At 70.4% G+C, this 14,908-nt stretch carries 12 protein-coding genes; 8 read left to right on the top strand and 4 right to left on the bottom strand.

All coding sequences use genetic code 11. The annotated features are described in order from the left end of the window. The 3 genes from Saso_RS03120 to Saso_RS03110 form a co-directional block, all read right to left on the bottom strand. Window positions 1-853: glycosyltransferase family protein (locus Saso_RS03120; RefSeq protein ID WP_203833502.1), on the bottom strand; the 853-nt coding region annotated here is incomplete at its 3' end. A 201-nt stretch (window positions 854-1,054) separates the two neighbouring features. Beyond that, window positions 1,055-2,158, bottom strand: a complete 1,104-nt coding sequence (wecB, locus tag Saso_RS03115) for a non-hydrolyzing UDP-N-acetylglucosamine 2-epimerase (protein ID WP_189917704.1) — start codon at window positions 2,156-2,158, stop codon at window positions 1,055-1,057. Window positions 2,159-2,432: 274 nt separating this feature from the next. Further along, a complete protein-coding gene (locus tag Saso_RS03110) occupies window positions 2,433-3,035 on the bottom strand; it encodes an acyltransferase (protein WP_189917703.1) in 603 nt (200 codons plus the stop codon). A gap of 311 nt (window positions 3,036-3,346) precedes the next feature. Here Saso_RS03110 and rplU point away from each other — a divergent pair, with 311 nt between their 5' ends. The 6 genes from rplU to Saso_RS03080 all read left to right on the top strand — a co-directional run bounded on the left by rplU (window position 3,347) and on the right by Saso_RS03080 (window position 11,454). After that, window positions 3,347-3,667, top strand: coding sequence for a 50S ribosomal protein L21 (gene rplU, locus Saso_RS03105; protein WP_007381993.1), 321 nt, complete (start codon window positions 3,347-3,349; stop codon window positions 3,665-3,667). 14 nt (window positions 3,668-3,681) lie between these two features. Beyond that, window positions 3,682-3,936, top strand: a complete 255-nt coding sequence (gene rpmA / locus Saso_RS03100) for a 50S ribosomal protein L27 (protein ID WP_189917702.1) — start codon at window positions 3,682-3,684, stop codon at window positions 3,934-3,936. A 113-nt stretch (window positions 3,937-4,049) separates the two neighbouring features. Then, window positions 4,050-5,486 (top strand): GTPase ObgE, encoded by a 1,437-nt coding sequence (gene obgE / locus Saso_RS03095; RefSeq protein WP_189917701.1) that lies wholly within the window; start codon window positions 4,050-4,052, stop codon window positions 5,484-5,486. A gap of 800 nt (window positions 5,487-6,286) precedes the next feature. Next, window positions 6,287-7,786 (top strand): bifunctional cytidylyltransferase/SDR family oxidoreductase, encoded by a 1,500-nt coding sequence (locus Saso_RS03090; protein ID WP_189917699.1) that lies wholly within the window; start codon window positions 6,287-6,289, stop codon window positions 7,784-7,786. A 188-nt stretch (window positions 7,787-7,974) separates the two neighbouring features. Next, entirely contained in the window at window positions 7,975-10,038 is a 2,064-nt protein-coding gene (locus tag Saso_RS03085; RefSeq protein ID WP_189918527.1) for a hypothetical protein, read from the top strand. A 195-nt stretch (window positions 10,039-10,233) separates the two neighbouring features. After that, complete coding sequence (locus Saso_RS03080) at window positions 10,234-11,454, top strand: glycosyltransferase family 2 protein (RefSeq protein ID WP_189917697.1); 1,221 nt, start codon at window positions 10,234-10,236, stop codon at window positions 11,452-11,454. 19 nt (window positions 11,455-11,473) lie between these two features. On the opposite strand, the gene Saso_RS03075 is transcribed toward Saso_RS03080, so the two are convergent. Beyond that, window positions 11,474-12,868: a polysaccharide pyruvyl transferase family protein gene (locus tag Saso_RS03075; RefSeq protein WP_189917695.1), complete on the bottom strand. Its 1,395-nt coding sequence runs from the start codon at window positions 12,866-12,868 to the stop codon at window positions 11,474-11,476. A gap of 236 nt (window positions 12,869-13,104) precedes the next feature. Between Saso_RS03075 and proB the strand changes: the two genes are divergently transcribed. Both proB and Saso_RS03065 read left to right on the top strand, forming a co-directional pair. Next, window positions 13,105-14,211, top strand: a complete 1,107-nt coding sequence (gene proB / locus Saso_RS03070; RefSeq protein WP_189918525.1) for a glutamate 5-kinase — start codon at window positions 13,105-13,107, stop codon at window positions 14,209-14,211. 144 nt (window positions 14,212-14,355) lie between these two features. Then, window positions 14,356-14,892, top strand: coding sequence for a hypothetical protein (locus Saso_RS03065; RefSeq protein ID WP_189918524.1), 537 nt, complete (start codon window positions 14,356-14,358; stop codon window positions 14,890-14,892). Window positions 14,893-14,908 lie beyond the last annotated feature (16 nt).

The following is a 14,908-nucleotide window of genomic DNA, read 5'->3' as shown; positions in this document are numbered from 1 at the left end:
CGGCCTCCTTGAACACCTCGGCGTGCCGGTTGGCCCCGCGGCTGGCGCCGTTGCCGAGGTGACCGCGCAGCTCGAAGCGCGCGTTCGCCAGCAGCGGTTCCTTCTCGCGGGCCGCGCGCCAGGCGTTGAGCACCGTCTCCAGGTGCGGGACGGTGAAGTTGACCGTGCCCAGGTAGCCGAAGACCAGTCCGGAAGCGGGGTCGGGGCTGTGCGACCGGCCCGGCGAGCTGTCCGCGTCGTAGCCGTTGCGCACGACGTGCACCCGGTCGGCGAGCTCGGGGTACCGGTTGCGGTAGTGCTCGGCGATCGGGTCGTTGACGACCCACAGCGAGACGGCGTCGTCCAGGATCTTCCGCTCCCAGACGCCCTCCGCGGAGTCGCGGGCGAAGGCCTCGACACCGTCGATGACGTCGATGGACCAGCCGTCGCGGAAGTCCACCGCGTACGGCACCTTCGCCTCTTCCCACAGCTTCCAGGCCGCGGCGAGGTTCACGTAGGGCACGCAGCTGGCGAGGAGCAGGTCCGCCGGGTGTTCCCGGTGGATCCGCAGCACCGCCTCTTCGAGGTCGCCGCGCCACTCACCGAAGTTGGGCTCGGGGAACGTCTCGGTCTGGCGCTTGCGCAGCTTGGCGACCCAGCCGTTGGGGTCGAGGGCACGCGCCTCGTCGAAGAGGCGGATGTCCGTCTCGAGGTCGTCGCGCGAAAGCGGCAGCTCGACGATCTTCACCCGGGGGTCGACCTGGTCCAGCAGGGAGAGGTCGATGCCCGAGTCGAGTTCCCAGGACTCCCGGGCGATGTTGACGACCGTGACGTCCCAGCCGACCCTCACGAACTGGTTGGCGGTCTCGCGCATCCGGTACGTGGAGCTCTTGGCGGCCGGCGGGAAGCCGATGGCGAGATAGATGACGTGCGGTCGCTTGCCTTCCGCAGGCGGCCCGGACGGGGGAGACGATGACATAGCGGTTGACGCTAGCACGCTGACATGCGCGGACTGTGGGTCCTGTGTGGCCGCCCGTGAGCGGGCGGCCACGGCACCCGGTTCCGCTTCCTCATGTCAGACGGGCCGGCTGCCCCCCTTCCATTCCTCCATGAGACGGACGACGTTGTGCGCGGCGCGGCCGTCGCCGTACGGGATGCCGGGATCGTCGGTCGGCACGGCACGGGTGACGGTCTCGGCCCACTTCTGGGGCGACAGCGTGTGCGGGTCGGGAACGAGGACGTTCCAGCCCGTCTGGACGGTTTCCACCCACTCGGTCTCCGGGCGGACGGTGGTGCAGATGCGCTCCAGCAGGAACGCCTCCTTCTGGAGACCGCCGGAGTCCGTCACCACGCCGGTCGAGGCCAGCACGGCGGCGACCAGGCCGGCGTACGGCAGCGGGCGGCCGACGTGCAGGTTGCCCTTGGACAGGTCGATGCCGTGCTCGTGGGCGCGGGCGACGAGGCGCGGGTGGGCGGCGAGCGCCACCGGCACCGGCAGCGCGGCGAGCGAGTCGACGATCGCGGCGAGCCGCTCGGGGTCGTCGGTGTTGTCCGGGCGGTGCAGGGTGGCGAACAGGAAGGGCTTCGCCGGGTCGATGCCCTCGGGCAGCTCCGGCGCCGGGAACTCGCCGGCGCGGACCTGGTCGCGGATGCGCAGGCAGATGTCGACCATGACGTCGCCGGCCAGCCGGGCCCGCTCGGCGAGGCCCTCGTTCGCGAGGTGGCGCATGGCCTCCTCGGTGGGCGCGAGGAGCAGGTCGGCGCTGTGGTCGGTGAGGACGCGGTTGTGCTCCTCCGGCATCCGCCGGTTGAAGGAGCGCAGGCCCGCCTCCAGGTGCGCCACGGGCAGGTGCATCTTCACGGCCGACAGCGCGCCGGCGATCGTGGAGTTGGTGTCCCCGTAGACGAGCACCCAGTCGGGCCGCTCGCGCTCGAGGACCGGGTCCAGGGCGGAGAGGACGGCGCCGGTCTGCACGCCGTGGCTGCCGGAGCCGACACCGAGGTGGACGTCGGGGTCCGGGATGCCGAGCCCGGAGAAGAAGACGTCCGAGAGGTCGGCGTCGTAGTGCTGCCCGGTGTGCACGATGACGTGCTCGTGCTCGGTGCCGGCGAAGGCGGCCGCGATGGCGGCGAGCTTCACCAACTGGGGACGGGCACCGACGATGCTGATGACTTTCACAGAGCACTCTTCTTCTGGGGGGCGACTGAGCAAAAGAAACGGGCAAGAAGATGGTAGGCAGAGCCTTAGACGCACCAGGTCCGTGACGGGTTGCCCCGCGCGCCGAGTACGTCGTGTTCATGCCGTGGTCAGAACACGGCTTCCCGCCTTCGTCCCGCTCGGATAACGATTTCGTGAATCTTGCGTTGACAGGCGTGCAAACCGGGACAACCGGCTTCAGCCGCCGGACGGCCCGCGCCCGGCGGATCTGGCAGACCCGGCGGACCCGGCGGGGCTAGCGGACGCGCTCGGCGAGGGTCCCGTCCTTCTCGTCGTACAGCGCCCCGGTCTGCGGGCACTCCCAGACCCCCGGCTCCGCGTCCCGCTCCACCAGTCGGACACCGGCCCGGCCGACCCAGCCGGCCCGGCGGGCCGGGACGCCGACGACGAGCGCGAAGTCCGGCACGTCCTTGGTGACGACGGCGCCCGCGGCGACCATCGCCCAGCGGCCGATGGTGAGGGGAGCGACACACACGGCACGCGCGCCGATGGACGCCCCGTCGGCGATGCGCACACCGACGGCCTCCCAGTCCCCGCCGCGCTTCTGCTTGCCCTCGGGGTCCACGGAGCGCGGGTTGTGGTCGTTGGTGAGGACGACGGCGGGGCCGATGAAGACACCGTCGCCGAGCTCGGCCGGCTCGTAGACCAGCGCGTAGTTCTGGAGCTTGCAGTTGTCGCCCATGCGGACACCGGAACCGACGTACGCCCCGCGGCCGACGACACAGCCCTCGCCGAGCCGCGCACCCTCCCGGATCTGCGCGAGGTCCCACACGCTGCTCCCGGCGCCGATCTCCGCGCCCGCGTCGACCTGGGCGCTGGGCTGGACCCTGTAGTTCACTTCTCCGCCTTCCGGTGTCCTCTGGTTTCGGACCGCGAGCATACGGCGAGGGTCCGGCCGGCCCCCGGCGGGTGACGGCGGCGGTGACGGGCCCCGCCGGGGGCGGGCCGCGGCGGACTCGGGCCGGTTTGACCCCCGGACGGCCGCCCCGTAACGTGGACCGTCGGCGTGTCGGCTGACATGCCACATCCCCGTAAACCCTCTTCCTCCCGGGTGCCGGTTACCTCGGTGGTCGGGAGAGGCCGTCCGTGTTCGTTCCCGGAGGGCTGGACTGCGGGGGTGCCGTCCCAGAGCGAGAGAGTGAGATCCGCGTGTACGCCATCGTGCGCAGCGGTGGTCGCCAGCACAAGGTTGCTGTCGGCGACATCGTTGAGGTTGACAAGATTTCCACTGCCAAGGTTGGCGACACGGTCGAGCTCTCGACCCTGCTCGTTGTCGACGGCGACGCTGTGACCAGCGACCCGTGGGTGCTGGCCGGCATCAAGGTCCAGGCCGAGGTCGTGGACCACCACAAGGGTGTGAAGATCGACATCCTTCGCTACAAGAACAAGACCGGCTACCGCCGTCGTCAGGGCCACCGCCAGCAGTACACGGCGATCAAGGTCACTGAGATCCCCGCGGCTGCGAAGTAAGGGACTGAGGAGACATGGCACACAAGAAGGGCGCATCGTCCACCCGGAACGGTCGCGACTCCAATGCCCAGCGGCTCGGCGTGAAGCGCTTCGGCGGTCAGGTCGTCAACGCGGGTGAGATCCTGGTCCGCCAGCGCGGCACGCACTTCCACCCCGGCGCGGGCGTCGGCCGTGGCGGCGACGACACGCTGTTCGCCCTCGAGTCCGGTTCGGTGCAGTTCGGCACCCACCGTGGCCGCAAGGTCGTGAACATCGTTCCGGTCGCCTGATCGGAAGCTTTCGCGAGGCGGACCTCACTTCCCCGGCGGGAAGGCGGGTCCGCCTTTCGCGTGTTAGGCAGTAAGACACCCTTACGTTTTTTCGCAGTGCTGGAGGCACCTGTATGACCACCTTCGTGGACCGCGTCGAACTGCATGTCGGCGCGGGTAACGGAGGCCACGGCTGTGCCTCCGTCCACCGTGAGAAGTTCAAGCCGCTCGGTGGCCCCGACGGGGGCAACGGCGGCCGCGGCGGCGATGTGATCCTGGTCGTCGACCAGTCGGTCACCACGCTCCTCGACTACCACCACAAGCCCCACCGCAGCGCCACCAACGGCAAGCCCGGCGAGGGCGGCAACCGTTCCGGAAAGGACGGCCAGGACCTGATCCTGCCGGTCCCGGACGGCACGGTGATCCAGGACAAGGCCGGCAACGTGCTCGCCGACCTGGTCGGCCACGGCACCTCGTACGTCGCCGCCCAGGGCGGCCGCGGCGGCCTCGGCAACGCGGCGCTGGCCTCGGCCCGCCGCAAGGCGCCCGGCTTCGCGCTCCTCGGTGAGCCCGGCGACTTCCAGGACATCGTCCTGGAGCTGAAGACGGTCGCGGACGTGGCCCTCGTCGGCTATCCGAGTGCCGGCAAGTCCTCGCTGATCTCCGTCCTGTCCGCCGCCAAGCCCAAGATCGCGGACTACCCGTTCACGACCCTCGTCCCGAACCTGGGTGTGGTGACGGCCGGCTCCACGGTCTACACGATCGCCGACGTCCCCGGTCTGATCCCGGGCGCCAGCCAGGGCAAGGGCCTCGGCCTGGAGTTCCTGCGCCACGTCGAGCGGTGCAGCGTCCTCGTGCACGTGCTGGACACGGCGACCCTGGAGTCCGAGCGCGACCCGCTCTCCGACCTCGACATCATCGAGGAGGAGCTCAAGCAGTACGGCGGCCTCGGGGACCGGCCGCGGCTCGTGGTGCTGAACAAGATCGACGTACCGGACGGCAAGGACCTCGCCGAGATGGTCCGCCCCGACCTGGAGGCGCGCGGCTACCGTGTCTTCGAGGTGTCCGCGGTCGCCCACATGGGTCTGAAGGAGCTGTCCTTCGCCGTCGCGGAGATGGTGGCGGCAGCCCGCGCGGCCCGGCCGAAGGAGGAGGCGACCCGGGTCGTCATCCGTCCGAAGGCGGTCGACGACACCGGCTTCACCGTCACGCTGGAGGAGGACGGCCTCTTCCGCGTCCGTGGCGAGAAGCCCGAACGCTGGGTGCGCCAGACCGACTTCAACAACGACGAGGCCGTCGGCTACCTCGCCGACCGGCTCAACCGACTCGGTGTGGAGGACGCGTTGATGAAGGCGGGGGCCCGCGGCGGTGACGGCGTGGCCATCGGCCCCGAGGACAACGCGGTCGTCTTCGACTGGGAGCCGTCCGTGACGGCCGGCGCCGAGATGCTCGGCCGCCGTGGCGAGGACCACCGCTTCGAGGAGCCGCGTCCCGCGACCCAGCGCCGCCGGGACAAGCAGGCCGAACGCGACGAGGCGGCCCAGGAGTTCGAGGGCTTCGAGCCCTTCTAGTCCGCCCCGGAGCCGTCCGGTTCCGCCCCTTCGAGCCCGTGGTGGCCGGCCCTTCGCGCCGGCCCCACGGGTTTTCTGTTCGGGGCGGGACCCATCCACGCCCCGGACTCCTCCCAGCGTCCTCTCGGTGCCCTCTCAGCGTCCTCCGAGGAACACCCCTTACCGTCCCTTCACCATGGAGACGGACGGCTCGGGGCCGAAATGCCGTGCACCCCCGGCAGGGAATTCCGCGGTAATCCCCTGCGGGGCGCGCGCTATTCGCGACCGCTTCGCGACGGCGCGTTCATGGATATGAAGAACGGGTGCGGTCCCGCCCCGTGCGGCGTGAAGATCCGCACATCGGACCGGGCCGTCCGGCAAGCCCTCACGGACCGGCCCCGGGATGACGGACCGTGTCGGAGCGACGGCGTGCGGGCGACCGGTGATCGGGCCCCGCCCGCCCCGTGCCGGGCGCCCCCGCCGCCGGGCCCCGGCCTTCGTCCGCCGTGCCCCGGGGCCGTTCGGGCCCGTGGCCCGGGCGATGCCCGGACGGCGCCGGAGACGGCCGCCCGGGCCCACCGCGACGCGCGCCCGCGCCTGTCACTCGGTCACTCTCGGCAATGACATACTGCCTGTGCAGTAACTCACAGGATTTAAAGGGACCATCCACGGGAAGCCGCGTCGAGTCTTGGCAATCGCCGGAGTCGCAAGGTGAATGCCGGGTTGCGTGCACATTTGCAGCGAACGTCACTCACCTTGCATCGCGGTAACCGCAAGTGGGACCATTTCCCCGTTCCCTGTCGCCCCAAGGTAGGTCCTCTGTGTCCCAGCACATAGCCAAGCCCCGTACCACCGCAGTGATCCTGGCCGGTGGCACCGGCCAGCGGGTGGGTCTGTCGATCCCCAAGCAGCTGCTGAAGATCGCCGGCAAGGCCGTCATCGAGCACACGTTGACCACCTTCGAGAAGGCCGACTCGGTCGACGACATCATCGTGCTGATGGCGCCGGGCTATGTACCCGACATCGAGAAGATCGTCTCCAAGGCCGGTTTCACCAAGGTCCGGAAGATCATCGAGGGCGGCACCACGCGGAACGAGACCACCGAACGCGCCATCGCGGCCCTGGGCGAGGGGCTGGCCGACGGCGAGGACCTCAACGTGCTGTTCCACGACGCCGTGCGGCCCCTGCTGTCGCGGCGCGTCATCGACGACTGCGTCGCGGCGCTGGAGCGCTACCAGGCCGTCGACGTGGCCATCCCGTCCGCGGACACCATCATCGTCACGCGCACGCACGGCGAGGACGGCGAGTTCATCACCGAGATCCCGGACCGCTCCCGGCTGCGCCGCGGCCAGACCCCGCAGGCGTTCAAGCTGTCCACCATCCGCCGGGCCTACGAGGTGGCCGCGGGGGACCCCAACTTCCAGGCCACCGACGACTGCACCGTCGTGCTGCGCTACCTGCCGGACGTGCCGATCCACGTCGTGGCGGGCGACGAGTACAACATGAAGGTGACCCAGCCCGTCGACGTCTTCATCGCCGACAAGCTCTTCCAGCTGGCCTCCTCCGCCACCCCCGAGCAGAACGGCGAGGAGGTCTACCGGGAGCTGCTCAGCGGCAGGACCGTGGTCGTCTTCGGCGGTTCGTACGGCATCGGCAAGGACATCGCGGAGCTCGCCGGGTCCTACGGCGCCCACGTCTACGCCCTCGGCCGGTCCACCACCGGCACGCACGTGGAGAACCCCGAGGAGGTGGACGACGCCCTGTCCAAGGCCTACAGCGAGACCGGGCGGATCGACTACGTCGTCAACACCGCGGGCGTGCTGCGCATCGGCAAGCTGGCCGAGACCGACAACGCGACCATCGAGGAAGCGCTGAAGGTCAACTACCTGGCACCGGTGCAGATCGCCCGTTCGGCGTACAAGTACCTCGCGGAGACGAAGGGGCAGCTGCTGCTGTACACCTCCAGCAGCTACACCCGCGGCCGCGCGGAGTACAGCCTGTACTCCTCGACCAAGGCCGCCATGGTGAACCTCACCCAGGCCCTGTCCGACGAGTGGGCCGGTGACGGCATCCGGGTGAACTGCGTGAACCCGGAGCGTACGGCGACGCCCATGCGCACCAAGGCCTTCGGGCAGGAGCCCTCGGGCACCCTGCTCTCCTCCGAGGCCGTCGCCCGCACCTCGCTCGACGTGCTGCTCTCCGAGCTCACGGGGCACGTCATCGACGTCCGCCAGCAGGACCCGACGGCGGCCGCCGGCCGGGCCTCGGGCTTCGAGCAGGCGCTGGCCACAGTGCTCGACCGCCAGGATGGCATGGCATAATCCATCGTAAATAGCCATCGAATTTTCAGGCCTCTGTGGCTCCCTGTTTACGGAGAATTCACAGAGGCCTGAATCCGTAAAAACTCCCGAAACCTTCACAAAGGATTTTCCGGACTTTTAGTACCTATGATCGGCCCCCTCGCAGAGCAGGTTTCTCCGTGATATCCACCGCTATTCGCGTGGCCCGCGTGGGCAGCGCGGCCGAACTGGCCGCGGCGGTCCTCATGATGCTGGGCTACCCCGGCCTCATGGCGGCCGCGCTCGTCCCGAGCGCACCCGCCTTCGCCGCCGCGGCCGCCGTGACGTACCTGGCGGACCTCTACCTCCACCGCAAGGGCAGTCGCCTCATCGGCCTCCTGGGCAAGGTGCGGGCCGGTCTGTCCACCAGGTTCCTGGTCCGCGAACTGCTGCTGATCCTGCTGCTGGCGAGACTCGACCTCTCCCAGGAGCCGGTCTTCTACGCGGCGATCGCGTGCTTCACGGTGTTCTTCGGTCTCCAGGCCCCGCACGGCGCGCTCGTCACCCTGATCGGCAAGCGCCGCCAGATGCCGGTGGTGACCAGGAACGTCGACCTGGCCTCCCGGCTGCGCATCCCGGACGCGCCGCCGCGCGCGCTGCTGAGCCAGGCCACCGTCAAGATGCTCCACCTGGACCTCGCGGCCGTCGCGGGCCTGCTCGTCTGCGCGATCGCCGACTCGGTGCGCCCCGGCTTCGTCGGCATCGCCGTCACCCTGGGGCTCGGAGCGCTCTACGTGGTCGCGCTCGTGCCGCACCTGCGGGCCAAGCGGCTGCCGCCGAAGGCCGACAAGGTCCTGGGCGTCGTCAGCGCCTGGCTGCGCGAGTACCGCCCGCAGACGGTGCTGTACTTCTCCGGCTCCGACGACTCCGCCTACCAGGTCAACATGTGGCTCGAGACCATGGAGCAGATGGAGTCCCGGCCGCTGGTCATCCTGCGTGAGCGCACCGTCCTGGAGAAGATGGCGCCCACCTCGGTCCCCGTCGTCTGCGTGCCCGGCGGCGTGCACCTGATGAACATGGACCTGTCGATGGTGCGGGTCGCCCTGTACTGCGCGAACGTCGGCAAGAACATCCACCTGCTGCGCGTGCCGACCATGAAGCACGTCTTCATCGGCCACGGCGACAGCGACAAGCTGGCCAGCGTCAACCCGTTCAGCAAGGTGTACGACGAGGTGTGGACCGCCGGCCGCGCGGGCCGCGACCGCTACGCCATCGCCGACGTCGGCATCCGCGACGAGGACATCGTCGAGGTCGGCCGTCCGCAGCTCGCGCCGATCAGGACCGCCTCCGGCACGCCCGCCGAGGGCGACTGCCCGACGGTGCTGTACGCGCCCACCTGGGAGGGCTGGGACGACAACCCGGGCAACACCTCGCTGCTGCTGGCCGGCGAGAACATCGTGAAGAAGCTGATCGCGGCCGAGCCGCCGGTCCGCGTCCTGTACAAGCCGCACCCCTTCACCGGCACCCGCAGCGCCAAGGCGGGCGCGGCGCACCGGCGGATCACCGCACTGATCAAGAAGGCCGCCGCCGAGCGCGCGGCCGACCGCCGCTTCACCGCCGACCCCGCGGCCCAGGCCCGCGCCAAGACGGAGCTGACCCGTCTCAAGGCCCGGCTGGACGGCCTCTCCCTCGCGTTCGACGAGCGCGCGGACGAAGCCGTGACGAGCCGCGACGGCATCGTCGACGTCCGCAAGCACGAGGAGGCGGCCAGGCTGCGCGCCGAGTGGAACGAGACCTACTGGCGCTCCTTCCCCTCGTACGAGCACCGGGTGATCACCGGCACCGAACCGCGCCTGTACGACTGCTTCAACGCCTCCGAGGCGATGGTCTCGGACATCTCCAGCGTGGTCTCCGACTTCATCGCGAGCGGCAAGCCGTACGCGGTCACGGACTCCGCGGAGCTGGGCGCCGAGGAGTTCAGGCGGCAGAACACCGCGGTGCGCGCGGCCGTGATCCTCAGCAACGGCGCGGCCGAGCTGGACCAGCTGCTGGACGCGGTCCGTCACCCGGCCGCCGATCCGCTGGCCAAGGACCGCAAGGAGCTCAAGGAGTACCTGCTCGGACCGGACGAGCCCACCTCGCTCCAGCAGTTCGACAGCGCGATCAGCGAGCTCGCGCTGAAGGCCGAGACGCGCAACGTCGGCCAGGACGCCCACGCCCCGGGGACCGACGCCGCGGTCGGCGCCGCCCCGGACGACGGCGCGGAGCTGCCCAAGGGCGTCACGGCCGGCTGAACCCCGCAGGCCTCGGGCCGGGCCCCAGGAGAAGATCTTCTCCTGGGGCCCGGCCCTTTTGCGATATCGGCGATTTTCCACATCATGTGATGTGGAACACTTACCAAAACCCAGGCAACCCGCCCCGTTCATCCGCCGTCTACCGGGTATCCAGAGCGTTCATGTGGGGGAACCGGTGTGTGCTGAGAGGGAAAAGTGACCGTTGCGCAGCCTGACGTCACGGTGGTCATCGGGGCGTACGAAGCCATGCCGTACCTGGTCGAGTGCCTCGCCTCGGTCGAGGCACAGACCCTGGACGCGGCGCGCCTGGAGGTCATCGCCGTGGACGACGGCTCCCGGGACGGCACGGGGGAGTGCCTCGAGGAGTTCGCAGCCCGCGCCCACATGGCCGTCACGGTGGTCCGCCAGGAGAACTCCGGCGGCCCCAGCGGCCCGCGCAACGTCGGCCTCTCCAAGGCCACCGGCCGCTACGTCTTCTTCCTCGACGCCGACGACCGGCTCGGGCCGGAGGCCCTGGAACGCATGGTCGCGATGGCCGACCGCAACGGCACCGACGTGGTCCTCGGCCGGGTCGAGGGCATCAACCGCAACCCCCCGAAGTCGATGTGGGGCAAGACCCTCGAACGCACGGACGTCTACTCCTCCAACATCAAGTTCACGCTCAGCGCGCAGAAGCTGTTCCGCCGGGAGTTCCTGGAGCGCCACGGCATGAGCTTCGACGAGTCGCTGTGGACCGGAGAGGACGCCCTGTTCACGATGGAGGCCTACCTGCGGGCCGACGGCGTCTCCGTGGTCGCCGACTACACCTGCTACTACCTGGTGGGCCGCACCGACGGCAAACAGGTGACGAAGACCGGGAGCTACACCCTGCGCTTCGACTCCGCGCGCGCCCTGATGGGCCTGCTGGAGCGCCTCGTCCCGCCCGGCCCCAAGCGGGACGTGCTCATGGTCCGCCCCTTCCTCGTCACCGTGCTGCCGCAGTTCGGGCCCGTCTTCCTCAGGAACGACGAGGACATCCGGCGCACCAAGATGGAACTGGCCGAGCCGCTGATGGCCGCCTACTGGAACGAGGGCGTCGCCCAGCGGCTGCGCGTCCACGAACGGCTGCGCCTGGAGCTGGTGGCGCGCCGGCGCCCCGACCTCCTCGTGGACGTCCTCGAGTTCATCAAGGCCAAGACCGCGCCGACGCCCGTCCTGAAGAAGCGCAAGACCCAGCTCTACCTGGCCTACCCGCACTACGGTTCCCGCGAGGCCGGCATCCCCGACCGGGTCTACCTCGCCGAGCCCCGCGAGGCCAGGGAGTTCCCGGGCTGGCGCGACGATCCGACCGAGAACTTCCTGCGCGGGTTCACCCGCAAGGTCCGCCGGAGACTGCGCCGGCGCCCGGTGCGGCCGGGGGGAACCGCCGCGGTCTGAGCGGCCTGGGGCCGGGCGGCTACTTGCCCGGCTTCAGCGCACGGCGCAGCGGCCCTCCCACCGCGCGCCTCGCACGGCGGTAGATCGACGGAGCCGGGACGGCGGCCGCCCTGGCGACCCGCGCACCGGACCGGCTCTTCGCCAGATCCCGGGTCAGCTGGGCGTTGTGCGAGTCCAGTTCGGTGATGCGCTGCTGGAGCCAGCCGAACCGGGCGGTCAGCGAGGCGAGGTCGGCCTCGTTCCAGGGGCGCACACCCGCCGGGAAGGACAGGGAGCGCAGCTTCTTGTCGAAGGCCGCGCCGCCGTCGCCGTGGGTGAAGGTGTTCGGCAGCCCGTTCTTGTCCAGGAACGCCGTGAACCGGTCGAAGCGCTCCTTGTGGTTGCCGGTGAGACCGGTGAAGTCGGCCTCCTCGTACAGCTCGGCCGGGTCGAGGTCCGCGGGCACCTCGCTGAGCAGCCGGTGCGGTATCTCGAAGTAGCGGCACAGCTCCAGCGTGCGCGAGTCGAAGGCCAGCACGGTCGCGGGCGTGCCCGCGAGCAGCGCCGCGATGTTGCCGTGGATGCGCGAGCCGAACGAGTAGTCGAAGTCGCGCAGGTCGTCGATCCAGGTGATCGGGTCGATGTAGACCCGGGCCTTGTCCTCCCGGTACATCGGGTGGTCCGGGTGGGTCGGCATCTCGGTGATCCGGCCGGCCGGGGAGTCCACGTCCCGCCAGTGCAGCTGCCGTGCGTCGGTGAGGTTCTGGCCTATGTAGCGCAGGTGCGGGTAGCGCTCGTGGGCGCGGGTGATGACCTTGTGCAGACCGCCGCCGCGCACCGCGGTGTGCGATCCGTTGATGCCTATCCGGGACTCCGGCGTGAGGGCCGCCGTCTTCTTCTCGACGGGCAGCCGGTCGCCGTACATGAACATCGACGGGCAGCCGATGACCTCGACGTCCCGGAAGCCCATGTCGGTCAGGTACTGCTCGGTGAACTCGCCCCGCACGCCGATGGAGGCACTGCGCTCCAGCACGGCCGAGCAGAAGGCGCGCACGCTGGGCTCCATGGGCTTCAGCCGCGCCGGGTCGTAGGTCACCCCGGTCTGCGCGCCCACGCCCATCACCACGACCGGGATCTTCAGCTTCCCGATGAGCCTGGTCAGCCGCTTGAGCGGCTGCTCGAACGTGGGCCGGAAGGCGTTGGCCAGGGGCACCACGAAGGCGTCGTACTCCTCGTTGATGCGGGCCGCCGCGTTCACATCGGTCCGCATGCCGTTCGAGAACACCTCGGAGTCCGGCGTGCTGAGGATCTTGTGCGCGGCATCACTGAAGATCAGGTTGCCGGAGTTGGTGGCGATCACGTCTCGGTGGAGGGCCTCCTCCACCGGGACGACGTCGAAGGGGCTCTTCCCCGATCTCAGGAGTATGCGCTTCACAGGGCGAACTGTAGGTGACACAAACTTCAAAATAAATTTGTGTTCTCTTCAAATTCCATGGGGAACCAGTACAACCTTTTTGCCGTACGCAAAGAGTGAGCAAACGGTTACAGGGGCCCGCTGTCCGCGAAGTGAAACGACGCGCGGCCTCCGCCCCCGTTCGCGTAGATTGCCAGGCGGGCAGCCGTCTACCTACGCAAGGGGCGAACGACAAGGTGGCAGGGGCAAGGCAGGCCGTGGGCGAGGCCCGAAGGATCGTCGTGAAGGTCGGCTCCTCGTCGCTGACCACCGCTTCGGGCGGGCTCGACGCCGACCGGGTCGACGCGCTCGTCGACGTCCTCGCCAAGATCCGCAGCGGCGGCGAGAAAGAGATCGTCCTGGTCTCCTCCGGCGCCATCGCCGCCGGACTGGCCCCCCTGGGTCTGCGCCGCCGGCCCCGCGACCTGGCCCGCCAGCAGGCCGCGGCGAGCGTCGGGCAGGGCCTGCTCGTGGCCCGCTACACCGCCTCCTTCGCCCGCTACGGCGTCCGCGTCGGCCAGGTGCTGCTGACCAGCGACGACATGAGCCGGCGCGCCCACCACCGCAACGCCTCCCGCACCCTCGACAAGCTGCTCGCGATGGGTGCCTTCCCGATCGTCAACGAGAACGACACCGTGGCCACGGACGAGATCCGCTTCGGCGACAACGACCGGCTCGCCGCGCTCGTCGCCCACCTCGTCCACGCCGACCTGCTGGTCCTGCTGTCCGACGTGGACGGGGTGTACGACGGCGACCCGAGCAGGCCCGGCACCTCGCGGATCGGCGAGGTGCGCAGCCCCGCCGACCTCGCGCACGTCGACATCGGCACCACCGGCAAGGCGGGCGTCGGCACCGGCGGCATGGTCACCAAGGTCGAGGCCGCCCGGATCGCGGCCGCGGCCGGCATCCCCGTGGTCCTCACCAGCGCCGTCCACGCGGCCGACGCCCTCACCGGCGGCGACACCGGCACCTACTTCCACGCCACCGGCAAACGCTCCGCCGACCGGCTGCTGTGGCTCCAGCACGCCTCGACCCCGCAGGGCTCCCTGACCCTGGACGACGGCGCGGTGCGCGCGGTCGTCGAGCGGCGCACCTCCCTGCTCCCGGCCGGGATCGCCGCCGTGGAGGGCGAGTTCAGCGCGGGCGACCCCGTCGAACTGCGAGACGCCCGGGGGCACGCCGTGGCCCGCGGCCTCGTCAACTTCGACGCCAAGGAGATCCCCCAGCTGATCGGGCGGTCGACCAGGGAACTGGCCCGTGAGCTGGGCGCCGCCTACGAGCGCGAGGTCGTCCACCGGGACGACCTGGTGATCCTGCACCCGTAAACCCGCTCGAACGGTCCGTACCGGTGGGGGACGTTCCGTGAAACCGCCCCGCGGAACCGTGCGGCCTGCTCAACTTTGTTCCAGGGACAGATTCCGCTCGAGCGCTGCGTGAAGGAGGCCGTCGTGAGACGAGTGCGCCCTGGGGTGGCAGCGGCCCGTGGGAGTGCCGGTGAGACCGCTCCGGCGTCGCCGCGCCCGGCCGGCCCGCCGGCGGCCCGTGCCGCGGGCCGCGCGCCCGCGCGTGCGCCCGGCGAGGAGCGGACCCTGACGAGCGTGGCCGCCGGTGACCGGTACCTGGCCGAGGAGGGCGCCGAGCCGAAGGGCGGACGGCCCGTCGACGTCCCCCGGCTGTGGCACGTCACGCTGAGCGTCTCCGGCGGCGAGGCCCCGCTGTCGGAGGTCCGGCGCGCCCTCGAACAGCTCGCCCACGACCATCCCTTCCTCCTGACCAGCAGATACGCGGGCGACCATGCCGAGATCCGGTACTGGGAGGAGGCCCGCGACCTGCACGACGCGGCCGCCGTCGCCCTGCGCCTGTGGGGCGAGCACCGCCAGAGCGCCGGACTGCCGCCCTGGGAGATCGTCGGCCTGGAGGTCATCGACCGCCAGACCTACCACCAGCGCATCGCGGCGGGGTACGGCCCGGCCCCCGCGACCCCGGTCGGCGTCCACCCCTACTGACCGCCCGCGCCGCCTC

The sequence above is a fragment of the Streptomyces asoensis genome (assembly GCF_016860545.1).
GTDB classification, from domain to species: domain Bacteria; phylum Actinomycetota; class Actinomycetes; order Streptomycetales; family Streptomycetaceae; genus Streptomyces; species Streptomyces asoensis.
Note: the sequence above shows the minus strand (reverse complement) of the source record. Positions and strands in the feature narration are given on the sequence as shown.